The following is a 25353-nucleotide window of genomic DNA, read 5'->3' as shown; positions in this document are numbered from 1 at the left end:
ATGTGTTAGAACCCGCTCGGGAGATCGGTTGTAGACGGATACCTTGCTAACCTGGTCAGGTCCGGAAGGAAGCAGCCATAGTGAGTTTCGTCCGGGTTATGGCCGGTCTTCCACCTGACAGTTTCCGTGTCGCTGTCGCGCATGGCGCGATGGCCACTTCTCCAGCCCGGATGCATCAATGACCGTCCCGTCGGATCAGGATCGTTCCGAGGAGGCCGGGCTGCCTGCGCCGCCCGCAGATGGCCCCGGCCTGTTTGGTGACGCACCGCAGCCATCCGTGGCCGCCGCCACCGCCACGCCCTACCGTGTGCTGGCCCGCAAATACCGCCCCACCACATTCAATGACCTGATCGGCCAGGAAACCACCGTCCGTATCCTGCGCAACGCCTTTGCGCTGGGCCGGGTCGCGCATGCCTTCATGCTGACTGGCGTGCGCGGGGTGGGCAAGACCACCACGGCGCGCATCATCGCGCGCGCGCTCAACTGCACCGGCCCTGATGGCAATGGCGGCCCCACGGCCGATCCGTGCGGGGTGTGCCCCAACTGCGTGGCCATACTGGCCGACCGGCACCCCGATGTGCTGGAAATGGACGCCGCCTCCCGCACCGGCGTGGACGATGTGCGCGAAATCATCGAGGCGACGCGCTTCCGCCCGATGCAGGGGCGCATGAAGGTCTTCATCATTGATGAGGTCCACATGCTCTCGCGCAATGCGTTCAACGCGCTGCTCAAGACGCTGGAAGAGCCGCCCGCTCAGGTCACCTTCATTTTCGCCACCACCGAACTGCGCAAGGTGCCGGTGACGGTCCTGTCACGGTGCCAGACATTCGCCCTGCGCCGGGTGCCGCAGGCCATGCTGGCCGCGCATTTCGACCGGATCGCGCAGGCCGAGCATGTCCGCTTCAGCCCCGATGCGCTGTCGCTTATCGCACGCGCGGCGGACGGCTCGGTGCGTGATGGGCTGTCGTTGCTGGATCAGGCCATAGCGCAGGGCACGCTGGATGGGGAAGGCGGCACCGATGACGCTCCCATCGGCATGGATCTGGTGGCCGACATGCTGGGGCTGGCCGATCGCGGGCTGGTATTCGACCTGCTGGACGCCGTGCTGGAGGGCAAGCCTGACCGCGCGCTGGCCATCACCACCGATGTGTACGAGCGCGGTGGCGATCTGGGCGTGTTGCTGGGTGATGTGCTTGAACTGGTGCATACCGTCTCACGCATCAAGGCGATTCCGGCCCTGCGTGACAACCCCGAACTGCCGGAAGCCGAGCGCCAGCGTGGCGCGGCACTGGCCGAGCGCGTGCCCGTGCCGGTGCTGGGGCGGACATGGCAGATGCTGCTCAAGGGGCTGGCGGAAGTCGAACAGGCGCCCGACCGCAGGCAGGCGGCGGAAATGATCCTGATCCGCCTGTGCTACGTGGCGGATCTGCCGCCGCCGGGCGATCTGGTGCGCAAGGTCATGGGCCATGACGCACCGGCCACGCCCCTGCCTGCATCCGTTCCGGGTGGGACAGGCGTGCAGGGCAACGGGGTATCTGCATCCGCCATGCCCTCTGGCGGTGGCGGGGATGGTGGGCAGTCCATCCGCATGGTGGCCAATGGCGGCGTGCGGGTGGCGGATGTGCCGCGGGCCGAACCGCAGGTTGCGCCCGAACCGGAACCAGAACCCCAGCCGCCCGCGCCGCCGCGCACATGGCGCGAAACCGTGGCGTTTGTATCCGGTCGTGACGCCATGCTGCACGGGCACCTGCGCCATGCCACGCATCTGGTTGCCTTCGCGCCGCCCCTGATCGAGATTCGCGTGGAACGCAACAGCCTGCCCGGCCTGGCCCGGCGGCTGGAAAGCGTGCTGCGTGATGGCACGGGTGACCCCGCATGGCAGGTCCGCCTGTCGGAAGCGGAAGGAGAACCGACGCTGGCCGAGCAGGGGGCGGAGATCATCCAGCTCCACCGTGCCGCCGCCGCCGCGCACCCGCTGGTGCAGGCGGTGATGCAGGTCTTTCCCACCGCCCGGCTGGGGGAGGTTACGGACCATGCGCTTGATGATTACGGCCTGCCGCCTGAAGAAATGGCAGGCCAGACATTGGCCCCGGATCTCGAATTCGCGCCCCTCGATGCCGATCTGGTTGATGAGGATGATCTGGATACCGACGATTTTGCCTGAGGAGAAACACGGAACATGAAAAATCTTGCCGGCCTGATGAAGCAGGCCACCCAGATGCAGGCCCGCATGGAAGAAATGCAGGCCAAGCTTGAAGCCATGACGATCGAAGGCAGCGCGGGCGCGGGCATGGTCACCATCACCATGAACGGCAAGGGCGACATGAAGGCGATCAGGATTGACCCCAAGCTGGCCGATCCGGCGGAAATGGAAATGCTGCAGGACCTGATCCTTGCCGCCAGCGCCGATGCGCGCAAGAAGCTGGACACCACCGCCAGCGAGGAAATGAAAAAGGTCACCGGCGGCTTGAGCCTGCCCGGCGGGATGAAATTCCCGTTCTGATCCTGTGCACTGGGGGGCTGAATGAGCGGCAGGGGTGAAATTGACCGGCTGGTGACCCTGCTGGCCCGCCTGCCGGGGCTGGGGCCACGTTCGGCCCGCCGTGCGGCGCTGGCCCTGCTGCGCCAGCCCCATGCGCGCATGCTGCCGCTGGCCGAGGCGATGGAACAGGCGGCGCGTGCCGTCCGCACCTGCTCGGCCTGCGGTAATCTGGACACGACCGATCCCTGCGCCATCTGTGCCGATCCAGCCCGTGACCACGGGCTGGTCTGCGTGGTGGAAAACGTGGGCGACCTGTGGGCGCTGGAGCGCGCGGGCGTGCATCGCGGGGTCTATCAGGTGCTGGGCGGGACATTGTCTGCCCTGTCCGGCATCGGGCCGGATGACCTGAACGTGCAGTCCCTGTTCGACCGCATTGCGGCGGGGGGCGTGCGTGAGGTGATCCTTGCGCTGGGCACCACGGTGGAGGGTGCAACCACCATGCACTGGCTGCACGAGCGGCTGGCGCGTTTTGACGTGCAGGTCAGCCGCGTGGGGCAGGGCGTGCCCGTGGGCGGTGCGCTGGATGTGCTGGATGACGGCACCCTTGCCGCCGCCATCATGGCCCGCAGGCCCGCATGATGGCGGCCATGGCATGGCCTGTGCCCGCCGGGATGCCGCGCGTGGCGCTGGTTACAGGCGGGGCCGCGCGTCTGGGCCGCGCCATTGCGCTGGAACTGGCCCGGGCGGGCTTTGACATCGCCCTCCATTACAATAATTCCGCCCCTGCCGCCGGGGACACGGCGGCGGAAATCCGTGGGCTTGGCCGCAGGGCGGAGCTGTTTCAGGCCGACCTGTCGCATGAACAGGCAACCTGCGCGCTCATGCCATCGGTGACCGAAACTATGGGGCCGGTGGGTGTGCTGGTGAACAATGCCAGCCTGTTCCGGCGTGATGAATGGGACAGCGCCACGCGGGCGGGGTGGGATGCCCACATGGAACCCAATACCCGCGCGCCCTTTGTACTGATGCAGGATTTTGCCCGCCAGCTTCCGCCACAGGCGGCAGGCATGGTGCTGAACATGCTGGATGAGCGGGTATGGTCACTGACCCCGCATTTTGTCAGCTATACCGTGTCCAAGGCCGCGCTATGGACCCTGACCCAGACCATGGCGCTGGCATTGGCCCCGCGTAATATCCGGGTGAACGCGATCGGCCCCGGCCCGGTCCTGCCCACACCCAGGCAAACGGCGGAGCAGTTCGCGCGGCAATGCGCGTCCGTGCCGCTCGGCCATGTTGCCACGCCTGATGAAATCGCGCGCGCCGCGCTGTCGCTAGTCTGCCTGCCTTCGGTAACCGGGCAGATGCTCGCCCTTGATGGCGGCCAGCATATGCAGTGGAGCCCCGCAGGCGCGCCAGCCTGACCCCCAACCACCGGAACCGCCATGTTCATGCTCCCGCCCTGGAACGACCCCGTGCCGCTACGCTGCCTGTTCGTGCGCAACATGGTGCTGGATGCCCGCATTGGCGTCTTTGCGCATGAGCAGGGGGTGACGCAGCGCATCCGTGTCAATGTCGCGTTTGGCGTGCCGGATGACCTGACGCAGGAGGTGGGGGCGGATGAGCTTGCGCGCACGGTCTCGTACGAACGTGTCGTGCTGCTGGTCCGTGAACTGGTGGCACAGGGCCATGTCGGGCTGGTGGAAACGCTGGCCGAGCGAATCGCCGCCGCCGTACTGGCGGAGCGGCGGATTCGCGTGACCCGCGTCAGGGTCGAGAAACTCGATATCTTTGACGATGCCGAATCGGTCGGCGTCGAGATCGAACGCCGCAATCCCGCGGCCTGATGCAGGTGGCCCGGCACGAAGCCGGGCCGGGCGCATCAGTTGTCGTGATCGTCCTTGTCGGTCTTCACGTCGATGTCGGCGCTGCTGATGTCATCATCATCGTCGTCATCATCATCGAGGCCCGCGTCATCGGCCAGGACGTCATCGGCGGCATCGTCCTCATCGGTGTCCAGATCGACATCGACATCGTTGTCCAGCGCATCGCCAGTCGTCTTGGGCTTGGATTCGGGGGCAGCTTCCACCGGGCGGCGCACGCGGGGCGCCTCAACGGGCTGTTCCGTACCGCATTTGGGGCAGACAGCCGGATTCCGGTTGAGATCGTAGAAACGGGCGCTGCAGGAGACACAGACACGCTTGGTGCCGAGGTTGGGCTGAGCCATCTTGAACCTGTCGATCCTGTTATAATGATGAATGAAGCCACAATAGCGGGACGTGGCAAAAGGCGCAGCCCCATGCCAGTTTGCGCGTATAATGTCAAACACCGGGTTCGCGCCGGTGCCATAATCATGCCGATCCGAGATTGACTTTGCCACCCGGAATACGGAATTGGATGCGTTATGAAAACCGATCATGTCCAATCTTCCGTCCGTGCGCTGACGGTCCATGCCCCGCGCGCGCCCCTGTCCGGTTCGATCCACGTGCCTGGTGACAAGTCGATCAGCCATCGCTCGCTGATGTTTGCGGCCCTTGCACGCGGGACCACGCAGATCACCGGCCTGCTGGAAGGCGAGGACGTGCTGCGCACGGCCGACGCCATGCGTGCGCTGGGCGCGACCATCACCCGCAATGGCGCAGGGAACTGGACCGTGGTGGGCTGTGGGCTGGATGGCCTGAGCGAACCGGCGGATGTGCTGGACATGGGCAATTCCGGCACGGCGGCGCGCCTGCTGTCGGGCATTCTGGCCAGCCATGGCTTCACGTCCGTCATGACGGGCGACGCCAGCCTGCGCGGCCGCCCGATGAAGCGCGTGATGGACCCGCTGGCGGCAACCGGGGCCACGTTCCTGTCGCGTCAGGGCGGGCGCCTGCCGCTGGCCATCGCGGGGAACGCCAACCCGCCACCGCTGTCGTACCGGCTGCCGGTGGCCTCGGCACAGGTCAAGTCGGCGGTGCTGCTGGCAGGGCTGAACGCCGTGGGCGAGACACGGGTGGAAGAGCCGGTTGCGACTCGTGACCATACGGAAAACATGCTGCGCCATTTCGGTGCCAGCGTGCATGTGGAACCGCTTGGCGCGGGTGGCCGGGTCATCACGCTGCAGGGCCGTCCCGATCTGCTGGCGTGTGACATCGTGGTGCCGGGCGATCCGTCTTCGGCCGCGTTCATTCTGGTCGCGGCCCTACTGGTTCCCGGCTCGAAGGTGAGCGTGCGTGGCGTGGGCCTCAACCCGCTGCGTACCGGGCTGTTCACCTCGCTACGTGAGATGGGGGCCGATCTGGTCATCACGAACGAATGCGTGGAAGGCGGCGAACCGGTAGGCGACATCACCGCTACCGCCTGCGCGCTGCATGGCGTGGATGTTCCGGCCACGCGCGCGCCCTCCATGATTGATGAATATCCCGTCCTTGCGGTTGCGGCGGCGCATGCCACGGGGCAGTCGCGCTTCCGTGGGTTGGAAGAACTGCGGGTGAAGGAAAGCGACCGCCTGTCTGCCACCGTGGCCCTGCTGGAAGCCAATGGCGTGCGTGTCGAGGTGGTGGGTGATGACATGATCGTGCACGGCACCGGCGGGGCGATTCCCGGTGGCGGTCTGGTCCAGACCCGCATGGACCACCGGCTGGCCATGAGCGCGATCGTGATGGGCCTTGCAGCACGCAAGCCGGTTTCGGTGGATGATACCGCGTTCATTGACACCAGCTTCCCCGGTTTCATCACGCTCATGAACAGCATCGGCGCAGGGCTTGCGGCATGACGCGGCGGCTGGTCATCGCGGTTGACGGCCCTGCCGCGGCAGGCAAGGGCACGCTGGCCAAGCGGCTGGCGGCGGCGCTGGACCTGCCATATCTGGATACCGGGCTGCTCTATCGCGCGACCGGGCGGCGGATGATCGACGCGGGACTCGACCCCGAACACGCCCCGGCGGAGACATTCGCCGCGACCGTCGGGCTGGAGGACCTGCGCCGCACGGACCTGCGCGTGCCCGAAGTGGACCGCGCGGCCAGCCTTGTCGCCGCCCAGCCTGCCGTGCGGCGCGCGCTGGTTGACCTGCAGCGCCGCTTTGCCGGGGTGCATGGCGCGGTGCTGGACGGGCGTGACATCGGCACGGTCATCTTCCCCGATGCCTCGGTCAAGCTGTTCATCACCGCATCCCCCCGCACCCGGGCCGAACGGCGGTGGGAGCAGCTTGCCACCGATCCCGGCGTTCCTGACCGTGAAGAGCAGATCAGCCGCGTGGAGCGTGAGATCGTCGCGCGCGATGCGGCGGACTCCAGCCGCAGCGTCGCCCCCCTGCGCGTAGCGCCGGATGCCGTGCGGATCGAGACCGACAGCCTCAGCGCCGATGAGGTGCTGGCCGAAGCCCTGCGTATCGTTGCCCGTATGACGCGCTAGCGCGCTTTTGTGCGGGAACTATCCCCCACGGTCATGGTTTTTATTGACACACGCCACCCCTAGGGTGTCTGTGCACAACGGTATATGCCCCGGCATCTAGCATGCCCGTGGGGCATGGCACCAATAACCGGCCCGTCTGGCGAGCCACGACCGTGTCGTGGCGTTTACGCGGGGCAAGCCGTTCCCATGGTCCTGCATGTGCGGGGTGAACGGGGGCGCAGGATTGTCCACATTTTCACCACGGGTGGAATGTGGTTACAGGATTTACGAGTAGCCCATGGCTTCAGCCACAACACAGCCCGTCGCCGATTACAAGGGTGGCGAGGACTTTGCCTCCCTTCTTGAGGAAACTCTCGGTCGGGATTCCGCATTTGACGGTTCCGTCGTCACCGGTCGCGTTGTCCGCCTGACGGATGAATACGCGATCGTCGATGTCGGCCTGAAAAGCGAAGGGCGCGTCGCCCTGAAGGAATTCGGCCCGCCGGGCGTCGCACCCGATGTCAAGCCGGGTGACGTTATCGAACTGTTCGTCGAACGGTACGAAGACCGTGACGGTTCCATCGTCCTGTCGCGCGAGAAGGCGCGTCGCGAGGAAGCCTGGTCGAACCTTGAAAAGGCGTTCGAAGGCAACCAGCGCGTCAACGGCACGATCTATGGCCGCGTCAAGGGTGGCTTCACCGTTGATCTGGGCGGCGCGATGGCCTTCCTGCCCGGCAGCCAGGTCGATATCCGCCCCGTGCGTGACGTGACCCCGCTGATGGGTGTGCCGCAGCCGTTCCAGATCCTGAAGATGGACCGTGCGCGTGGCAACATTGTCGTTTCGCGTCGCGCCGTGCTGGAAGAGACCCGTGCGGAACAGCGCAGCGAGCTGATCCAGGGCCTGAAGGAAGGCATGATCCTCGACGGCGTGGTCAAGAACATCACCGATTACGGTGCGTTCGTGGACCTGGGCGGCGTCGATGGCCTGCTGCATGTGACCGACATCGCATGGAAGCGCATCAACCACCCCTCCGAAGCGCTCCAGATCGGCCAGCCGGTCCGCGTGCAGGTCATCCGCTTCAACCCCGATACGCAGCGCATCTCGCTGGGCATGAAGCAGCTTGAGGCTGACCCGTGGGAGAACGTGGCGATCAAGTACCCGCCGGGTGCCCGCTATTCCGGCCGCGTCACGAACATCACCGACTACGGTGCGTTCGTGGAACTGGAGCCGGGCGTCGAGGGTCTGGTGCACGTTTCCGAAATGTCCTGGACGAAGAAGAACGTCCATCCGGGCAAGATCGTCGCCACTTCGCAGGAAGTCGATGTGATGGTCCTGGATGTGGACAGCGCGAAGCGCCGCATCTCGCTGGGCCTGAAGCAGGTGCAGCGCAACCCGTGGGAGCAGTTCGCCGAGGAACACAAGGTTGGTTCCGTGGTGGAAGGCGAGATCCGCAACATCACCGAGTTCGGCCTGTTCATCGGCCTGTCCGCGGACATCGACGGCATGGTCCACATGTCCGACCTGTCCTGGGACGAGCCGGGCGAAGTCGCCATGAGCCACTACGAGAAGGGCCAGGTCGTGAAGGCCAAGGTTCTGGATGTGGACGTGGAGAAGGAGCGCATCTCGCTCGGTATCAAGCAGCTTCAGGAAGACCCTGCTGCTGACACCCTGAGCAAGGTGCAGAAGGGCGCGGTTGTGACCTGCATCGTCACCGCTGTTCAGTCGAACGGCATCGAGGTGAAGGTTGACGACGTCCTGACCGGCTTCATCCGCCGTGCGGAACTGGCTCGTGACAAGGCCGACCAGCGTCCGGAGCGTTTCGCCATTGGTGAGCGCGTCGATGCGAAGATCGTCTCGGTTGATCGCGCCGCGCGCAAGCTGGCCCTGACCATCCGTGGCCGTGAGGTCGAGGAAGACAAGCAGGCGATCTCCGACTACGGCTCGTCCGATAGCGGTGCGTCGCTGGGTGACATCCTGGGTGCCGCGATCCGTCGCCGTAACGCCGAGGGCTGATCCAGCCGGAACTCCAGCCTGCGCAGGCGGGCTGGAAGTCCTGTTAAAAAGGGGGCAATGCAGAAATGCATTGCCCCCTTTTTTTATGGCTGAAGGGGCAGGATAAGTACTGTCCCCTATTTCTGTAGGAACCATCAGAGTGGCATATGACACCTGTCGTCTGCCAGACACAGGCCCGAGGTAAGGCAACTAGACCCTAAATGGCTCTCCCATCAAGGATGGTTAACCTAAGAGAATGCCACCTTCCGTGAAAGAAAGTGGTTAATAAAAACCAGGAATATATGGTTGTTGAGTTATCTATTTAGTGATTAACTTCTCAAGTGTTCATTATTAACCGACAACATGGCAGAGAGAACAGGTAGAAATCCTGTCTTTATGTTCAAAGTGACCGTCATCATCACTGTCTTTGTGCAATCTGGCTGGTGTATTACATTCATGGCATGAATACACATATCCTTTAATGCCTGTTCTGTTTCTATATTCTATTGCATCTGATGCACTGATTAATTTTCCGTTAAGGATGGCTGTCTTCATTTTAGATCCTGTAAAATTTTTATAGATTGAATTTTAAAGCGAATACAAAAAAGAGCATAGACAACTTTTTATTGTCTTGAATCCATGCTCTGAATGACGTTCCGTGGGAACGGATATATGAACTTACTGAGCATGTAGCGATCGTCCATACGCAGCACTCCGTGAGCCAGATGAAAATATGTTGCGATCCGCTTCATCTGGATCTCAGATAGAAAAAACACGTTACTCACAGGCACATTTTCCGCGAGTGCCTGTGAATCACGAATTATCGCCAATCCAATAGATTAATAGATCCTGATTCTAGGGTGTTTCCGGCGGTCCCTTGATAATCTGCGCCAGATCGGCGGGGCGTATCCATTTGCGCATGGCGTCACGTATCGTCGTGGCGTCCATGGTGTAATAGGCCTGTGCCGCGATGTCGTTCTGGTTCAGCGGCAGGTCCAGGTCACTGAAATGCAGGTAGCCCGCCGCTATCGTATCCAGACTGGCGGACTGCAGGGCAAGGCTGCGCAGCATGCCCGCGCGCGCCATGGCCAGTTCATCCTCACTGACCGGCTGGGCCTGCATCGCCATGATGTCATGCACCGCAGCGGTTCGCGCGGCGGCAACCTTGTCGGGATCGGCCCCGAAGGAGATGCTGTAGGCGCTGCGGTGGCGCTTCCATGTCAGGTGGCTGCGCACGGTATAGACATAGCCGGTGCGCACCCGCAGGTCGCGATAGAGCCGGGATGAAAAGCCGGAACCTAGGATTTCGTTACCCATGTTGAGTGCGAAATGGTCGGGATCGGCGACCGTCAGGCCAAGGCTTTCCGGCAGGGATACGGTGGCCTGCATGCTGGACGGGTCGGGCACATGCGTTACCCGCGCGCGGCTGTCAGGGCGCGGAGGCAGGTCCACCACCGGGGTCGGGCCGGTGGCGCGCCACGCACCGAATGCGTGGCTGATCGCATTATAGGCAGCATCGGGCGTGATATCGCCGGTAATGACGATCGTGGTCAGGTCAGGCCTGTAAGCCGCCGCCCAGAAGGCCCGACAGTCCGCCAGTGTCAGTTTCATGATCCGGGCGGGATCGGGCTGGCGTAGCGAGGGATCACCCGCGGGCGAGACGGCGGCCTGCACGGCGCGGCTGAACAGGTAATCGGGTGAATGCAGCAGACCCGACAGGGAAGCCGCCGTATTGGCCCGCACAACCTTGAACGCGGCTTCGGGCAGGGCAGGATGCAGTTCGTTTTCCGCCAGCAGGTCCAGCCCGCGGGCAAAATCGGGTGTCAGCACGCTCAAGCTGAAATCCGCCCCGGCGCTTTCGGTGGCTGCGATGTCATCAAACGCCTTCTGCAGCCCGATCCGGTCATGGGACGTGCTGCCGTAGCGGAACAGTTCATCGGTAATATCGGCAATGCCTTCCTTGCCCGGCGGCTCCTGCATGTCCTCATTCTGGCGGATCGTACCATACAGGTTGATGGTATGACTGACCGAGGCAGGGCGCACGATCAGCCGCAGGCCGTTGGGCAGCGTAAAGGAGGCAGGCTTGCCCGCTGGTTGCGGCGGGTGCAGCGCAAGCAGGCTGTCATTGGCCCATTGTGGCAGCGTAACCGGATGGTCCGGCGTGCTGGCAAAGGATTCCGAGCCGCCAAATCCCTTCTCCGTAACCGGGTGGCCGCCATCGCGTGGCGTCAGTATGGCGGTTATGGACTGCTGGGGGTCAAGCACCTGCCGGGCCAGGCGGTTGACATCCTCCGGTGTGACGGCGGCAAAGGCAGCGGCTTCATCATCGGGGGATTGCAGGCCCATGATGGCCTGCGCTTCCGACCAGCTTTCCGCCAGGCCGGAAATGCTGTTGGCGGCAAAGCCAAGCTGGGCCAGTTCCTTGCGCTTCGCGGCCTCGACCAGATCGGCAGGTACGCCGTTTTCACGCAACGTGCGCAGGATTTCCTTCATGCGCGCCTGTAACGGGGCAGGGGAGCCGCCCTTGGGGAAGGCTGCAAGCGCGATGCCGATGCCTGCATCCGCCTTGGTCACGAAATCAAAGCTGGCAAGCAGGGCGCGCCCCTGCGGCACCAGTTCATACAGCGCGCCACGCTGGCTGGACAGCACATCGGCTAGTATGCGCGCGGCCGCGTAATCGCTGCCGTTCTGGCCGGGCATGCGGCTGGCGATGGCAACCAGCCCGACCGGGTAATCGGTGGGGAAACGCAGCGTCTGCGCATGGACGGGGCCGGGGTGGATTTCGGGCCGGGGCGGCAGCCTGCGTGATGGGATGGAACCAAATGCATTGCGGACCATTTCCAGCGTTTCGGTCGGGTCCACTGCGCCGGTAATGACCAGAATCGCGTTATTGGGCGCATACCAGTCCCGGTAGAACCGGCGCAGCAGGGCCGTATCGGTCCGGTCGAACGACGCACGGGTGCCCAGCGCATCATGCTCATAGGGCGTACCGGCAAACAGGATGGATTGCAGCCGGGCCAGATAGACATACCCGGGGCTGGACATGTCGCGTGAGACTTCCTGCTCTATCGCGCCGCGTTCATGCGCCCAGTCTTCTGCCGCCAGCGTCAGGCCCTTCATGCGCAGGGCCTCGATGTGGAGCAGCACGTCAAGATTTTCCGCCGGGGCGGTATAGAAGAACTGCGTCACGTTCTCCGTGGTGTCGGCATTGTAGCTGCCGCCCAGCCTGGCCCCGATGGCGGCCATCTGGTCACGGTCCAGCCCCTGGCTGCCACGGAACATCATATGCTCCAGCGCATGCGCCGTGCCGGGAAAGCCGGCGGGTGCGGCGGCCGAACCCGCAAGGTAGTTGATCTCCGTGCTGACTACCGGGGCCAGCCGGTCGGGCACGATCACGACCCGCAACCCGTTGGGAAGGGTGGCCTGCAACGGCATCTCGCGCTGGAGCGGCGGCGCGGGGCGCGTGGCTGGCTGCGGAGGCTCCGCAGCCAGGCAACTGCCACATAAAAGAAGGGAGAGGCATAATGTCTTGGAAAACAGGCGTGCTATCATTCCCCGAGACTACGCCGCTTTGCCTGTGGCGGCCAGTTCGGGCCTGTCGGGCCATTGCAAGGTTTTTTGCATGAAGGATGGAAACATGGTTCCTGCTCCACTGGAAACGACCCGCATGCGTGAACGGGTGCGCGCGGTCATGGACCGGGCGGTGGATACGTCGCGGCTGGTTGGCGCCGTGGTGCTGGTGGCGGTGGATGGGGACGTTGTGGTGGCGGAAGCCGCCGGGCTGGCCGACCGCGAATCCCGCCAGCCCATGCGGGTCGATACGGTGTTCCGTCTGGCATCCCTGACCAAGCCGGTGGTCACTGCCGTCGCCCTTGCACTGGCTGAGGAAGGTGTTGTGGACCTGCACGCACCGGTCACCCGCTACCTGCCGGAATTCCGGCCCGGCCTGCCCGATGGCGGGGCGTGTGACATCACGCTGCACCAGTTGCTGACCCATAGCAGCGGGCTGACATACGGCTTTTCCCTGCAGCGTGATGACAACCCCTATACCCGCGCCGGGGTCTCGGACGGGATTGCGGAGCCGGGGCTGACGCTTGCGGATAACCTGGCCCGTCTGGCCACGACCCGCCTGATCTTTCCGCCGGGGCAGGGGTGGAGCTATTCGCTGGGTCTGGATGTGATGGGGGGCGTTATTGAAAAGGTGACCGGCCTGTCCCTGCCCGATGCCGTGCAGCAGCATGTCGGCACGCCGCTGGGATGGCGGGAAAGCGGCTTTGAGGTCAGGAACCCGGAAAACCTTGCCGCCTGTTATGCCGATGCCCGGCCCGTGCCGTTGCGCATGGGGGCGGAATATGTGCTGCCCCGGCTGCTGCCCGATGGCGGCACGGGGGAAATCCGCTTTGCGCCCGACCGGGTTTTCAACCCGTCCTCCTACCCTTCGGGCGGGGCAGGCATGGTGGGCACGGCACGGGAGTTCCTGACGTTCATTGAGGCCGTGCGCAATGGAGGCGAGGGGATTCTCTCACCCGCGTCGGCCATGCTGTTCGGGCGCAACGCCATTGGCGATGTGGACATGGGACCGCAGGCGCGCGGGCGCCGCTTCGGTTACGGTGGCGCGGTAATCATGGACCCCGATGCTGCCGGTACGCCGCTATGCGCGGGCAGTTTCACGTGGGGGGGTGTGTACGGGCACCAATGGGCGGTGGACCGTGCGCGGGGGCTGAGTATCGTTATGCTGAGCAATACCGCGCTGGCCGGAATGGCCGGTGCCTACCCCGATGCGGTTGTCGCCGCAGTCTGCGCCGGGTAAGGCATGGCCATGCGCTACGATGGATATGAAGAGGCTGGAAACTGTCATGTCATTTGGTGATCGCGTCAACCAGTTCGATGCCTGGCTGCTGGACCGGGTTTTCCAGCCATTTGCCGATGCACTGCCCGAGCGCCTGCCCGCCATGGAGGTGGGCATGAGTTTTCAGATCGGTTCGATCGTACTTTCGGCGGCATCCATTTCCGCCCTGCTGGTGCTGGAGGGCATGACGCTGGGTAACGTGGTCACCAACCTGCTCGGCTGGTTTTTCGAGGTGGTGTTCTATATCGGCATCCACCGCCTGCGCGGGATGGTGCGGCGTGGCTACCAGAATCCGTTGCGGGTAATGCTGGCGGGCATGCGGCCCATTTCCATCCCGTTTGCGGTCTATGCCTTCTATCAGGCGCTTACGGCGGACCGGGTATATGAACTGGCGCTGTGGTTCAATTCCCTGTCGCAGCTTGTCTTTGTTGCCGGGATCTACCTGATTTCATGCAACATGCCGCCGCCCGGCCACCGCGCCCGGCAGACTGCCTTCGGGCGCGGGCCGCTGCCGAACGAACTGGGCTGAACGCCCGTGCCGCGGGATCAGAAATCCACGCAGCGTCCCTTGACCGTCCAGTCCCCGTAGCGGGTCGGTTCCGGTCCCTTGGGGCCGCCGACCTCATCAGGTTCGGCGGGCTGTTTCAGCAATGCGGCTTCCCGGGCCGCGGCGTCATCCTGCGGTGTGGTGTCGGCCGCAGGTGTGGGGGTGGGAGTCTTGTCCGTGCTCATGCCCCCAGTTTCCGCCCGTACCGCAGGCCCAGGCAAGCCCAAAAGCCGCGGGGACGGCCCGATAGCAGGTTATTGATGTTCGGACTGCGCGATCCGCTGCTGCACGGTCATCCGCCATGGCGCATCGGCGGGGGCGGCGTCCAGTGCACGGCGGTAGAGGTCCGCTGTCTCGGGTGAGATGTGGCCGCCTTCGGCCATCATCTGCGCTTCCGCCGCACGGGCGGCCACTTCTGGGTCAAAACGCTGTTCGATCGCGCTGCGCCACGCCTGCGCGGCGGCGGCGTAATGGTCGCGGCCCGCTTCCGCCTGACCCAGCAGCACATACCCCTGGAACAGGCTGGGATCACCCGGCGGGATCAGCTTTAACTGTTCGCGCAGGCGCTCGATAATCGCGTCGTTGCGGTGGTCTTCCTGCTTGATGGCCGCAAGGCGCGGGGCCAGCGGCTGCGCGGGCAGGGAGGGATGGCCCACGCACATGTACAGCGCAACGGCGGCAACGGGCAGACCCACCAGGGCGGCAAGGATGGCCCCGGTGGAGGTGGTCCTGCGCGCTGTGGGGGCAGGCAGGCTGTCCACGCCCAGCAGGCGGCGCTGGATTTCCAGCCGCGCGCTATCGTGTTCGGACGCGGCGATCATGCCTTCATTCAGGTCGCGTTCAAGCTCCGCCAACTGCGCCTGATGCAGCGCTAGCGCGGTTTCACGTTCATCACGCAGCAGGGTCGTGCGCCGCAGGCAGAACAGGGCGGGCAGCAATGCAATCGCGCCAAGCAGGCAGATACCAATCCAGATCATGTCACTCTCGGCGTGTTCGGGTCAGGTCGGACAGGCGGCGGCGTTCTTCGTCCGTCAGGGGCGGGGCCACGGCGCGGGGCCTGCGCAGGTGCCACCACGCCACCCCTATGCCCATGCACAGCGCCAGTACCGGCATGATCCACAACAGCAGCGTGCCTGCCGTAAGCGGCGGGCGCAGGCGGATGAAGTTGCCGTAGCGGCTGACCATCCAGTCCATGATCTGGTGGTCGCTTTCCCCCTTTGCCACGTGTTCGCGCACGACGTGGCGCAGGTCACGGGCCAGGTCGGCGCTGCTGTCCTCGATGGATTCGTTCTGGCACACAAGGCAGCGCAACTGGGCGCCAATCGCCTCGGCGCGCTGTTCCTGCGCCGGGTCGGGCAGCATCTCGGCAGGGTCATCCACCGCCATCGCCACCATGGGGGCGAACAGCAGGCAGAACAGGGCCGCCATCATGCCGGTGCGGAAGGAAAGTGCCTTCATGACTTCAGGCTGCCCGCCAGCGGCAGGATCGTGTCGGCAATCATGGCCTCGGTAATGGGGGAGGCCGTATGCCAGCGGATCACGCCCCCCGGCCCGATCAGGAAGGTTTCGGGCACGCCCGACACCCCCCAGTCAATCGCGGTCAGCCCGTCACGGTCAGCCGCGATGCGGGCGTAGGGATTGCCCGCGCGCTGCACGAAGCCCAGCGCATGTTCGGGCTTGTCCTTGTACGCAATGCCCCAGATGGGCAGGCGGTCCTTCAGCCCGTTCAGTACCGGCATCTCCGCCACGCAGGGAATGCACCATGATGCGAAATAGTTGACCAGCACCGGTGCTTTCAGCCCACGCAGGTCCTGCGCGGAAAAGCCGGTTCCGGGGGCCTGGTCGGGCAGCGAGAAATCTGGCACCGGGCGGTTCAGGACCGGGGCATGGATGTCATGCGGGTCGAACGAGCCGTGCGACATGCCCGAAAGCATGCGCCAGAACCCGACGCCCGCACCGGCGGCGACAACCAGCGGCGCGGCCATGAGGAGGCGCCGCCGCGTGGGGGAGGAAGGGGATTCGCTGCTCATCGTGCCACCGCCATGTCAGACGCCTTGGCCCGGCGTGGTGCGCCCACGCGCACCCGCCGGTCGGAAAGGGAAAGCGCGCCACCAAACGCCATGATCAGCCCGCCCAGCCACATCCACGGCGCCAGCGGGTTGTAATGCAGCCGCAGCACGTAGGTCGGATCGGCGTCGGTGCCATGCTTGTCGCCCAGCACGCCATAGATGTCGGCCATGAGGTTGGTATGAATCGCCACTTCCGTCGTGGTCTGGTGCTGGCTGGCGAATGTGCGTTTGGAGGGGTGGAGGGTCGTGACCAGCCGGCCATTGTGGCGGACCTCGATGGTGGCGACCAGGGCGGTGTAATTCGGCCCCTCGGCGGGATGGACCTCGGTCAGGGTCCAGCTATCGCCCGCCAGCATCTCGCTCTGGCCCACATGCACCTCGACAATGCGGTGCGCGGCCTGTGACATCCCGGCAATGCCCAGCACGGTAATGCCCACACCGGCATGGGCGATCGCCGCACCAAACACCGCGCGCGGCAGGCCACGGGCGCGCTGCCAGCTCTGCGCAAGCGGCTGGCGGAACAGGCGCAGGCGCTCGATAATGTCGGCCATGCTGCTCATGATGACCCAGACCGCCGCGGCGGTTGCCAGCACAGGCAGGATCTCACGCATGCGGAAGGTCGCGAGCACCAGCGCCAGCAGGGATATGCACGCAGCCCACCACAGGCGGCGCAGCACCGGCCACATCTGCGCACGCTTCCACGGCACCATGGGGCCAAACCCCATGAACACCATGAGCGGGATGGCCAGCGGAATGGTCGTGGCGTCAAAGAACGGCTTGCCGACCGAGATGGTCTTGCCAAACAGAAGCGACATGAAGGGCGGGTACATCGTGCCCGTCAGCACCACAGCGCAGATGGAACACAGCAGGATGTTGTTCAGCACCAGCAGCCCCTCACGCGACAGGGGGGCGAACAGCCCTCCGGTAGTGAGCTGGGGCGCGCGGAGGGCGAACAGAAGCAGCGACCCGCCAATCACCAGCGCCAGCAGCCCCAGTATGAACACGCCGCGCGCGGGATCGTTGGCAAAGGCATGCACGGAATTGAGGATGCCCGAACGCACCAGGAAGGTGCCCGAAAGCGAAAACGAAAACGTGCCGATGGCCAGCAGCACGGTCCAGATCTTCAGCGCCTCGCGCTTTTCCACCACGATGGCGGAATGCACCAGTGCTGTGCCCGTCAGCCACGGGATGAGGGAGGCGTTTTCCACCGGGTCCCAGAACCAGTAACCACCCCAGCCCAGCACATAGTACGACCACCACGACCCCATGGCGATGCCACAGGTTAGGAAGCACCATGCCGCGACCGCCCAGGGGCGTACCCAGCGGCCCCATGCGGCATCCACCCGCCCCTCGATCAGGGCGGCGATGGCGAAGGCGAACGGCACGGCAAAACCGACATAGCCGGTGTAGAGCACGGGCGGGTGGAACGCGAGGCCGGGGTCCTGCAGCAGCGGGTTCATGCCCTGCCCATCCAGCGGCGCGGGCCAGACACGGGCGAACGGGTTGGATGTGGTCAGGCAAAACAGTTCAAACCCCGCCGCCACGCCACCCAGCACGGCAATGACCCGCGCCTGCAGCGCGGAAGGCAGGTTGCGCCCGAACAGCGCCACGGCCCCACCGCATACGGACAGGATCAGCGCCCACAGCAGTACCGAGCCTTCATGGTTACCCCATACGCCGGTGATCTTGTACAGCAGGGGCTTGCTGACCGCGCTGTTGGCGGCCACGTTCTGCACCGAAAAATCGTTGGTGATGGCGGCATGGATCAGGCAGGCGAACGCCGTGGCCAGGGCCAGCATCTGCCCCACCGCCAGCGCCGGGGCCAGCGCCATCAGCCTGCTGTCACGCCGGCTTGCGCCGACCAGCGGCAGGATGGCCTGTCCGGCGGCCAGGCAGCATGCCAGGGCCAGCGCAAAATTTCCTAGTTCCGGGTTCATTGCGGATGTCAGTTTCCGTCAGGTGTCTGGGTGGCCGTTTTCTTCGCGGCGTCCGAGGCGGTCATGGTGTTCCAGCTTGCGGCGTCCGGCGCCTTGCCGAAGCGGGGGTCCCACTTGCCGCTGCGGCGCAGTTCCTCCGCCACTTCCTTGGGCATGTAGGTCTCGTCATGCTTGGCGAGAACCTCGCTTGCGCGGAACGTGCCATCGCGGTTGACGGTGCCCACGGCGACCACGCTCTGCCCCTCACGGAACAGGTCGGGCAGGATGCCCTCATAACGCACGGTTACGGCGGCCTGCCCGTCGGTCACGTCAAAAATGGCGACAGGAGAGTCCTTGACCGTTTCACGCCGCACGCTGCCCGCCACCACCATGCCGCCAAGGCGGATGGTGCGGTCAGCCGGCGGGGGTTTGGCCTGCACCTGCGAGGGCGCCATGAAGAACACGATGTTCGATGAAAAGGCGCTGAGGGTCAGGGCGGCGGCGGACCCCAGCCCGATCATGCACGCAACCACCAGCCACAGGCGTCGGCTCTTGCGGGTCATGATGGCTGGCGTGTCCGGCCGGGCTGCTCGATGGCGGCCAGCCGCCTGCGCGCCTGCCGCAGCCGCAGCGTGGCGTTGATGGACAGGACCATGGCGACGCCAATGGTCAGGCCGTAAGCGGCCACGATATAGGGCAGATGTGTCATCAGGGGGTACTGTTATGCTGGGGGGCGGACTGGCGGCCCCGGTTGGCGGCCAGGATCGTGCGCATGCGGCTTTCCATCACGGCGGCGCGCAGGCGGGCCAGGACAATGGCGCCAAAGCCCAGCGTGAAGCCCAGCGTGGTCAGCCCGAGCGGCCACAGCATGGAGGTGGACATGGTCGGCGCACCGGTAACGGTGATGCTGTCGGGCTGGTGCAGGGTGTTCCACCACTGCACGCTGAATTTGATGATGGGCAGGTCAATGGCACCGGCCAGCCCCAGTATGGCGGCGGCCCGGTAGCCGCGCTGGGGTTCGTCAAACGCGCGGATCAGCGCGATATGCCCCAGGTACAGGAAGAACAGCACCAGCACCGATGTCAGCCGCGCATCCCACACCCACCACGTGCCCCACATCGGCTTGCCCCATAGCGAGCCGGTGGCGAGGCATACGGCGGTGATGGCAGCGCCCACCGGCCCGATCTCGACCGCAGCAAGGTCCGCCAGCGGGTGCCGCCAGACCAGCGAGAGCACGGAACAGATGGCGATGCCCATGTAGCCCGATGATGCCAGCCATGCGGTTGGCACATGCACGTACATTATGCGCACGCTGTCGCCCTGCTGCCAGTCGGCGGGGGAGAAGAACAGCCCCCACGTAATCCCGATAATGGACAGCACCAGTGCAGGCCATGTCAGCCATGGCTGGAGCCGCGCGCCCATGCGCAGGAAACGCCCCGGATTGGCATAGCGGTGGAAAAGGTTGCCGGTTCGTGCGGTCAGGCTTTGCGTTACGTTCAAGGTTGATCCATCCGTGCGGGGGGGCATCGGTCCCTGCGATGAAAACGGTCGAGAAAAATCAGGCCATGACCCGCAATCGGGTGGGGGCTGGCGTTTTGCTGCTCTACACTATCGCGTTAAAAAAGACACGGCCAGTCCTGTCCCATCATGGTACGGTCCCGCCCAAGGAGGAGAAAACATGCTGTTTGCCATTGTCTGTACGGATAAACCCGGCTGCCTTGAAACCCGCAAGGCCACGCGTGAACGCCATCTGGCCTATCTGGAGCGCTGGAAGCAGCACCTGGTGCATGGCGGCCCGCTGCTGGACGCGGAAAACCGCCCCTGCGGCAGCCTGCTGGTGGTTGACGTGGCCGATCGCGCCGCGGCCGAAGGCTTTGCCGCGGAAGACCCGTACGCCAAGGTGGAACTGTTCGAGAGCGTGGTGATCCGTCCGTTCCGTTCAGTTTTTCGTGATTGCATGCGGGTGGAGTGAAAAGACGCCCATGGCCTACTGGCTGATCAAGTCCGAGCCGGATGCCTTTTCATGGTCCGAGCAGGTTGCAAACGATGTGGAACCCTGGACCGGCGTGCGCAACCACCAGGCGAAAAAGAACCTTGCCGCGATGGAAGTGGGCGACCGCGCCTTCTTCTATCACTCCAATGTCGGGCGCGAGATCGTGGGCGTGGTGGAGGTCGTGCGCGCGGCCTATCCCGACCCCACGGCGGATGATGGCCGGTGGGTGTGCGTGGATGTGCGCGCCATCGGCCCCATGCCGCGCCCCGTCACGCTCGCGGCCATCAAGGCCGATCCCGCGCTGGAGGATCTGGCGCTGGTCCGTCAGTCACGGCTTTCCGTCGTGCCGGTTTCGGATGCGCACTGGCGGCACCTGTGCCGCATGGGTGGCTGGAACAGCTGATGGTGGCTGGCGTTTCATGCCAGAAGGTATGGTGATGCGCATTGCAAGAACGCCATCATGGTGCTGAAACGGTGGGAACTGCCGCATGGGCGTGGTGACCGGCCCCCCTGTGCGCCCTGCCATGGCGGGGTGCGCGCGGGCCGGTCCGGACTGTTACGGAAGATCAGGCGAAGGGCATTGTAATGAGTGCAGGTTCCTCAAACGAACTGGCACCGCTGACGCTGGACAGCGCGTGTATTACCGAACTCCAGCAGGCGCTGGAACGGGTCGAGACGGGGCGCGGCGTGCTGGTGCGGCTTGCCGACCTCATGGGTGGTGCTGTGGGGCAGGCGGCCATGCTGGGCATGCGCACGCTGGGGCTGGCCCCCGGTCTGCAGGCGCGCCTGCAATCCACGGCGGAGACGGCCATCTCACGCGCGTTCAACATCGCGGTCATCGGCATGGACCGCCCGCATGATGCCTCGGCCGTGCCGGGTGGGTCTACGTGGCGTGACCCGGCCGTCAAGGCGGCGGTGACCGTATCGGGCGCGGTGGGGGGCTTTACCGGCCTGCCGGGGCTGGTGGCCGATGTGAGCTTCACGACGCTGACCATCATGCGCGAGATCGCGCGCATTGCCCGTGAACAGGGCGAGGACCTTTCACGCGAAGACGCACGCGCCGCCTGCCTGGAAGTTTTCGCCCTGCGTGCCTTCCCGTTCGGTGGCCGGGCCACCGGGCCGGGAGAAGATAGCGAGCTTGGCTATTTCTCGGCCCGCGCCATGCTACGTGGCCGCCCGGTCATCATGCTGGTCAGCGAGGTCGCGACCCATTACGGGCTGGGCCTGTCACGCAAATTCGCGTTGCAGATGATGCCGGTGGCCGGGGCGCTGTGTGGGGCTTCGCTTAATGCCGCGTTCCTGTCGCATTACCGGGCCGTGGCGCAGGCGCATTTCACCATCCGGCGGCTTGAGCGTGAATACGGGCCGGAAGTCCGCCGCACCGCGGCCGACCTGAAGGCACACGCCGCAGCCCAGGCCAGCGAGGCCTGACAGGACCCGGGCAGGGATCAGCCATCCCTGCCAGCCGGTTCCTGTTCCTTTTCCCGCGCGCCCGGCACGGCGCGTGCGGGCCTGAGGGCGACGAGGAATTCAAGCAGCACCGCGCCAAGCGCGAACGTGACGTAAAAGCCCGTCAGCGTGCGCCATGCGCCATCCATCTGCGGGGCCACACCCTGCAGGACAAGGGTGGCCAGCGCGAACAGCGTGAAGACGACCGGCGCTCCCATGGCGTTCCTCCTTTCCGGCCCGCTCAGGCGGCAACGGGGGTCAGGGCTGCGCGACCTGCCAGCACTGCTTCCACATTATCGACCGCCAGCATGCCCATGTCGGTCCGGGTCTCGACGGTGGCGCTGCCCACATGGGGGGTCAGGAACACGTTGGGCAGTTCCAGAAAGCGCGGGTCGGGATTGGGTTCATTGCGGAAGACATCCAGCCCCGCCGCGCCAACCTGCCCGCTGCGCAGGGCGTCGATCAGCGCATCCTCATCCACCAGCGCGCCACGTGCCGCGTTGACGAAAATGGCCCCGCGCGGCAGGCGGCCCAGCAGGTCCGCGTTGATCATGCCGTCCGTCTCCGGGCTGGCGGGCAGGTGCAGGCTCAGGATATCGCAGTGCGGGAGCATGTCGGTCAGGGTGCTGAAATAGGTGGCACCGGCTTCCTGGTCGGCAGGCAGGCGGCGGCGGTTGGAATACATCACCTTCATGTCGAACCCGCGCGCGCGCCGCGCTACGGCCCGGCCGATGCGCCCCATGCCCACAATGCCCAGGCGCTTGCCGCTTATGCGCGTGCCCAGCATCTCGTCCATGGCCAGCCCGCGCCCCCACCCTGCGCGCATGAGGGTGGTGTATTCCCCCGCGCGTCGCGCGGCGGCCAGCATGAGCAGCATCGCCATGTCAGCATTGCATTCGGTCAGCACATCAGGCGTGTTGGTGACGATGATGCCGCGGGCATGCAGCGCCGGAATGTCCAGGTGGTCGGTGCCGACGCTTACGGTGGCGACAACCTTCACGCAGTCGGGCAACTGGGCCACGTCATCACCGCGCAGGGGCAGGCCGGTGGCGGTCATGATGGCCTGCGGCTGGAACGCGCGCGCCATGTCCAGCAGTTCGCGCGTGGTCAGCCTGTGGTCTGGTACGGGTGCTATGCTAAAGCTCTGTTCGATGCGTTGCATGACAGGGCCGGTCTGGCGCTGGACCAGCAGCAGGCGGGGACGGGTGGGGGACATGGAAGGTGATCTCTCCTGCCGTAAGACGGGGCCATGGCACGGCGGCCATGGCTTGAAAAGCATGTGAAAGGGTTATCCGAAGAACATGACGGGTCAAGAGACGGTTCACCTTACGCCGGAACTCATGCTGGCCGCCTACAGGGGCGGCCTGTTCCCCATGGCGCCCGATGCGCAGTCCGAGGAACTGGAATGGTTCTGCCCGGAAATGCGCGGCATCCTGCCGCTGGACGGGTTCCATGTCTCCCGCCGCCTCATGCGCACCGTGCTTTCCCCGCGCTTCAGCGTGGTGACGGACCGGGATTTTCCCGCCGTGATGGATGGCTGCGCCGAACCCGCGCCGGGGCGGGAGGACACATGGATCAGCCCACGCATACGTGATCTGTTCTGCCAGCTTCATGACATGGGCCACGCCCACAGCGTTGAAACATGGTACGAGGGCAGGCTGGTGGGCGGGCTGTACGGGGTTGCGATCGGGCAGGCCTTTTTTGGCGAGAGCATGTTCAGCCGCATGCGCGATGCGTCCAAGGTAGCGCTGGTGCATCTGGTGGCCCGGCTGCGCCTGGGGGGCTTTACCTTGCTCGATACGCAGTTCGGCACTGAGCATCTTGCCAGTTTTGGGGGAACCGAAATTCCGGTAGGCCAGTACCTCCGCCTGCTTCGCCACGCGGTTGAGGGGGAAGCCCGGTGGATTGGAAATGACAGCGCGACGGAACTGGAGGGCGCGATCCGCGCCCTGCGCGCGGTGGGCGGCACGGGCGGTTGACAGCCCTGCCAATGCAGGGTTCCGTACGGGCAGGTATGAGGAAGAACGTGATGAGACATGCAGCGGCCCGCCCCGAACGCAAGCGGATACGAAAGGGCAGGGGACCGTTGGGCATGATGGCGGCCATGGTGGCCATGACATCGGGCTGTGGTGCCGCCATGGCGCAGGATGCCCCCTCCATCCACCCACCACTTACCCCCACGCGCGATGTGCAGGTGGACTACAACGTCCAGCCCGATGGCGTGCCCGAACCCAAGACCGTGCGCACATGGTTCGCCTATAACGGCGGGCTTATGCGAATCGACAGCCCGCAGGGCATGGGCGAGACGATTCTCAACCGCATGAGCCGTCAGGTCACCATCATCATCAATACCCAGAAGGTGTACAGCCAGCTTGATGCCCGCTACGGCATCCGCAACCCGTTCCTGCTCGACCTGTCCATGACATTCGCGCGCAAGGGGACCGGCATGGTGGCGGGCGTGGCCTGCACGCAGTGGGATGTCACCACCGACCAGGGCAGCGCCACCGCCTGCGTGACCGAAGATGGCGTGGTGCTGCAGGAAATCGGCGTGGATGGTGACGGGCTGCGCGGGCGGCTGGAAGCGACGAAGGTCGTTTACGGTCCCATCCCCGACAGCATGTTCCAGCCCCCGGCCGATTACCGCAAGATTGATCCGCCCCCGCCCCCCGGCGCGCCCCGGACGCCTGCTTCAAAAAGCACGGACCACAATGCCGGATAAGACCGCAGCCGATCTGAAGGACTACACGAAGTGACACGATTTGCGTATGCCCCCGCCTGCGCCGCGCTGGCGGCCTGCCTGCTGGTGGGAACCGTGCGCCCCGCGCCCGCCGCCACCCCGGATGCACAGACACCCTACGTCACCCCGCAGGATGATGTGGACGTGACGTACACCATCTACCCGCCCCATGACACGCGGGAGGTCATGACCCAGCGCATGCGCTGGTCCAGCGGGCGGATGATGCAGCGCGTCGATCCCGGCAACGCCAGCACCTACATGATTACCGATTACCACGCGGGCACGCTTACGGTCGTCAATGCCGACCAGAAGGTGCGCACGGTCATTCCCGCGCCGGGCGCAGCCAATGTGCAGATGGGCCAGCGCGCGCAGGGCAACTGGCTGCGCACGGGTACCGCCACCGTGGCCGGAACGACATGCAACCTGTGGCAGACACAGGACACCGACCAGCGCCCCAGCGAGATCTGCTACACCGATGACGGCGTGATGCTGGAGGTGATCCGTGATGGCAGGGTCATGGTGGAAGCATCCTCCGTCACCCGCGCCCCGCAGGGCGAAGACGTGTTCGCCATCCCCTCGGGCCTGAAGGAACTGCGCGCGGCACACCCCTGATGGCCCGTGCCGCTTTGTGGCATGAAAAGGGCGGCACCTGCCCGTAAATCGCCATGCCCGTCCTGTTTAACCTGTCCGCACGGGGCCGGAAGTGGCCCCGGATCGAGACATGAGCAGGAACACGGTAATGAAGAATATCGGTCGGATCGCAGCGGGGATTGTTGTCCTGACCGGGCTGGCGGCGGTCGCGCCGCAGGCCCATGCCCATGGTCGTGGCGGCGGGGGTGACGCGCTGGTCGGCGGGCTGGTGGGTGGCCTTGTCGGCGGTGTGATCGGCGGGGCCATGGTGGACGGGTATGGCCCGCCTCCGCCCCCGCCGCCGGTCTATTATCGTC

29 protein-coding genes and 1 other RNA gene are annotated in these 25353 nt (G+C 65.1%); 18 read left to right on the top strand and 12 right to left on the bottom strand.

The window, feature by feature from the left end; genetic code table 11:
- Positions 1 to 19: 19 nt before the first annotated feature.
- From ffs to folB, 6 genes are all read left to right on the top strand, one after another.
- Positions 20 to 114: signal recognition particle sRNA small type (gene ffs, locus DY926_RS04245), an RNA gene on the top strand.
- Between the two features lie 64 nt (positions 115 to 178).
- The gene (locus DY926_RS04240; RefSeq protein ID WP_116702233.1) at positions 179 to 2164 is read left to right on the top strand and encodes a DNA polymerase III subunit gamma/tau; all 1986 of its coding nucleotides are present in this window, start codon (positions 179 to 181) and stop codon (positions 2162 to 2164) included.
- 15 nt (positions 2165 to 2179) lie between these two features.
- The gene (locus DY926_RS04235; protein WP_025814284.1) at positions 2180 to 2503 is read left to right on the top strand and encodes a YbaB/EbfC family nucleoid-associated protein; all 324 of its coding nucleotides are present in this window, start codon (positions 2180 to 2182) and stop codon (positions 2501 to 2503) included.
- Between the two features lie 21 nt (positions 2504 to 2524).
- Positions 2525 to 3121 carry a recombination mediator RecR gene (recR, locus tag DY926_RS04230; RefSeq protein ID WP_116702232.1) on the top strand — a complete coding sequence of 199 codons (597 nt, stop codon included), beginning with the start codon at positions 2525 to 2527 and terminating at the stop codon, positions 3119 to 3121.
- Positions 3118 to 3903 (top strand): SDR family oxidoreductase, encoded by a 786-nt coding sequence (locus DY926_RS04225; RefSeq protein WP_116702231.1) that lies wholly within the window; start codon positions 3118 to 3120, stop codon positions 3901 to 3903. Before recR ends, DY926_RS04225 begins: the two co-directional genes overlap by 4 nt.
- Before the next feature lie 21 nt (positions 3904 to 3924).
- Positions 3925 to 4326 carry a dihydroneopterin aldolase gene (gene folB / locus DY926_RS04220; protein WP_116702230.1) on the top strand — a complete coding sequence of 134 codons (402 nt, stop codon included), beginning with the start codon at positions 3925 to 3927 and terminating at the stop codon, positions 4324 to 4326.
- Between the two features lie 35 nt (positions 4327 to 4361).
- Here the strand turns inward: folB and DY926_RS17505 are convergent, their stop codons facing one another.
- Positions 4362 to 4706, bottom strand: coding sequence for a TIGR02300 family protein (locus DY926_RS17505; RefSeq protein ID WP_186336080.1), 345 nt, complete (start codon positions 4704 to 4706; stop codon positions 4362 to 4364).
- Between the two features lie 177 nt (positions 4707 to 4883).
- Between DY926_RS17505 and aroA the strand changes: the two genes are divergently transcribed.
- The 3 genes from aroA to rpsA all read left to right on the top strand — a co-directional run bounded on the left by aroA (position 4884) and on the right by rpsA (position 8867).
- Positions 4884 to 6236 carry a 3-phosphoshikimate 1-carboxyvinyltransferase gene (gene aroA, locus DY926_RS04210; protein WP_116702228.1) on the top strand — a complete coding sequence of 451 codons (1353 nt, stop codon included), beginning with the start codon at positions 4884 to 4886 and terminating at the stop codon, positions 6234 to 6236.
- A complete protein-coding gene (gene cmk, locus DY926_RS04205) occupies positions 6233 to 6874 on the top strand; it encodes a (d)CMP kinase (protein WP_116702227.1) in 642 nt (213 codons plus the stop codon). Before aroA ends, cmk begins: the two co-directional genes overlap by 4 nt.
- Positions 6875 to 7151: 277 nt before the next feature.
- Entirely contained in the window at positions 7152 to 8867 is a 1716-nt protein-coding gene (gene rpsA, locus DY926_RS04200) for a 30S ribosomal protein S1 (RefSeq protein ID WP_116702226.1), read from the top strand.
- A gap of 834 nt (positions 8868 to 9701) precedes the next feature.
- On the opposite strand, the gene DY926_RS04190 is transcribed toward rpsA, so the two are convergent.
- On the bottom strand, positions 9702 to 12398 hold the full coding sequence (locus DY926_RS04190; protein WP_186336074.1) for a M16 family metallopeptidase: 2697 nt from the start codon (positions 12396 to 12398) through the stop codon (positions 9702 to 9704).
- 85 nt (positions 12399 to 12483) lie between these two features.
- Here DY926_RS04190 and DY926_RS04185 point away from each other — a divergent pair, with 85 nt between their 5' ends.
- Both DY926_RS04185 and DY926_RS04180 read left to right on the top strand, forming a co-directional pair.
- Complete coding sequence (locus DY926_RS04185; RefSeq protein ID WP_116702224.1) at positions 12484 to 13656, top strand: serine hydrolase domain-containing protein; 1173 nt, start codon at positions 12484 to 12486, stop codon at positions 13654 to 13656.
- A gap of 46 nt (positions 13657 to 13702) precedes the next feature.
- Positions 13703 to 14224, top strand: a complete 522-nt coding sequence (locus tag DY926_RS04180; protein ID WP_116702267.1) for a hypothetical protein — start codon at positions 13703 to 13705, stop codon at positions 14222 to 14224.
- A gap of 17 nt (positions 14225 to 14241) precedes the next feature.
- Here DY926_RS04180 and DY926_RS04175 read toward each other — a convergent pair whose 3' ends face one another.
- From DY926_RS04175 to DY926_RS04140, 8 genes are all read right to left on the bottom strand, one after another.
- Entirely contained in the window at positions 14242 to 14427 is a 186-nt protein-coding gene (locus tag DY926_RS04175) for a DUF1674 domain-containing protein (protein ID WP_116702223.1), read from the bottom strand.
- A 69-nt stretch (positions 14428 to 14496) separates the two neighbouring features.
- Positions 14497 to 15219: a c-type cytochrome biogenesis protein CcmI gene (gene ccmI / locus DY926_RS04170; RefSeq protein ID WP_116702222.1), complete on the bottom strand. Its 723-nt coding sequence runs from the start codon at positions 15217 to 15219 to the stop codon at positions 14497 to 14499.
- Between the two features lies 1 nt (position 15220).
- A complete protein-coding gene (locus tag DY926_RS04165) occupies positions 15221 to 15700 on the bottom strand; it encodes a cytochrome c-type biogenesis protein (protein WP_116702221.1) in 480 nt (159 codons plus the stop codon).
- Complete coding sequence (locus DY926_RS04160) at positions 15697 to 16272, bottom strand: DsbE family thiol:disulfide interchange protein (RefSeq protein WP_116702220.1); 576 nt, start codon at positions 16270 to 16272, stop codon at positions 15697 to 15699. The genes DY926_RS04165 and DY926_RS04160 overlap by 4 nt, the downstream gene beginning before the upstream one ends.
- Positions 16269 to 18248: a heme lyase CcmF/NrfE family subunit gene (locus tag DY926_RS04155; protein WP_116702219.1), complete on the bottom strand. Its 1980-nt coding sequence runs from the start codon at positions 18246 to 18248 to the stop codon at positions 16269 to 16271. The genes DY926_RS04160 and DY926_RS04155 overlap by 4 nt, the downstream gene beginning before the upstream one ends.
- 8 nt (positions 18249 to 18256) lie before the next feature.
- Positions 18257 to 18790, bottom strand: coding sequence for a cytochrome c maturation protein CcmE (gene ccmE / locus DY926_RS04150; RefSeq protein WP_116702218.1), 534 nt, complete (start codon positions 18788 to 18790; stop codon positions 18257 to 18259).
- On the bottom strand, positions 18787 to 18936 hold the full coding sequence (ccmD, locus tag DY926_RS04145; RefSeq protein ID WP_116702217.1) for a heme exporter protein CcmD: 150 nt from the start codon (positions 18934 to 18936) through the stop codon (positions 18787 to 18789). Before ccmD ends, ccmE begins: the two co-directional genes overlap by 4 nt.
- Entirely contained in the window at positions 18936 to 19754 is an 819-nt protein-coding gene (locus DY926_RS04140; protein WP_408886030.1) for a heme ABC transporter permease, read from the bottom strand. The genes ccmD and DY926_RS04140 overlap by 1 nt, the downstream gene beginning before the upstream one ends.
- Before the next feature lie 151 nt (positions 19755 to 19905).
- On the opposite strand from DY926_RS04140, the gene DY926_RS04135 reads away from it, so the two are divergent.
- From DY926_RS04135 to DY926_RS04125, 3 genes are all read left to right on the top strand, one after another.
- Positions 19906 to 20199, top strand: a complete 294-nt coding sequence (locus DY926_RS04135; protein ID WP_025813307.1) for a YciI family protein — start codon at positions 19906 to 19908, stop codon at positions 20197 to 20199.
- 10 nt (positions 20200 to 20209) lie between these two features.
- A complete protein-coding gene (locus tag DY926_RS04130) occupies positions 20210 to 20623 on the top strand; it encodes an EVE domain-containing protein (RefSeq protein ID WP_116702216.1) in 414 nt (137 codons plus the stop codon).
- 182 nt (positions 20624 to 20805) lie between these two features.
- A complete protein-coding gene (locus DY926_RS04125; protein WP_116702215.1) occupies positions 20806 to 21651 on the top strand; it encodes an EcsC family protein in 846 nt (281 codons plus the stop codon).
- Between the two features lie 17 nt (positions 21652 to 21668).
- Here the strand turns inward: DY926_RS04125 and DY926_RS04120 are convergent, their stop codons facing one another.
- Together DY926_RS04120 and DY926_RS04115 are read right to left on the bottom strand one after the other, a co-directional pair.
- Positions 21669 to 21887, bottom strand: a complete 219-nt coding sequence (locus DY926_RS04120; RefSeq protein ID WP_116702214.1) for a hypothetical protein — start codon at positions 21885 to 21887, stop codon at positions 21669 to 21671.
- A gap of 23 nt (positions 21888 to 21910) precedes the next feature.
- Positions 21911 to 22885 (bottom strand): 2-hydroxyacid dehydrogenase, encoded by a 975-nt coding sequence (locus tag DY926_RS04115; RefSeq protein ID WP_116702213.1) that lies wholly within the window; start codon positions 22883 to 22885, stop codon positions 21911 to 21913.
- 85 nt (positions 22886 to 22970) lie between these two features.
- Here DY926_RS04115 and aat point away from each other — a divergent pair, with 85 nt between their 5' ends.
- From aat to DY926_RS04095, 4 genes are all read left to right on the top strand, one after another.
- Complete coding sequence (gene aat, locus DY926_RS04110; protein WP_116702212.1) at positions 22971 to 23648, top strand: leucyl/phenylalanyl-tRNA--protein transferase; 678 nt, start codon at positions 22971 to 22973, stop codon at positions 23646 to 23648.
- Between the two features lie 50 nt (positions 23649 to 23698).
- On the top strand, positions 23699 to 24388 hold the full coding sequence (locus DY926_RS04105) for a hypothetical protein (protein ID WP_116702211.1): 690 nt from the start codon (positions 23699 to 23701) through the stop codon (positions 24386 to 24388).
- A 30-nt stretch (positions 24389 to 24418) separates the two neighbouring features.
- Complete coding sequence (locus DY926_RS04100) at positions 24419 to 25018, top strand: hypothetical protein (protein WP_116702210.1); 600 nt, start codon at positions 24419 to 24421, stop codon at positions 25016 to 25018.
- Between the two features lie 127 nt (positions 25019 to 25145).
- Positions 25146 to 25353, top strand: a 208-nt coding sequence (locus tag DY926_RS04095) for a hypothetical protein (RefSeq protein WP_116702209.1), incomplete at its 3' end; no start/stop codon positions are given.

Origin of the sequence: Komagataeibacter melaceti, assembly GCF_003403295.1 — a bacterium.
In the GTDB taxonomy this organism is placed as follows: Bacteria; Pseudomonadota; Alphaproteobacteria; order Acetobacterales; family Acetobacteraceae; genus Komagataeibacter; species Komagataeibacter melaceti.
Note: the sequence above shows the minus strand (reverse complement) of the source record. Positions and strands in the feature narration are given on the sequence as shown.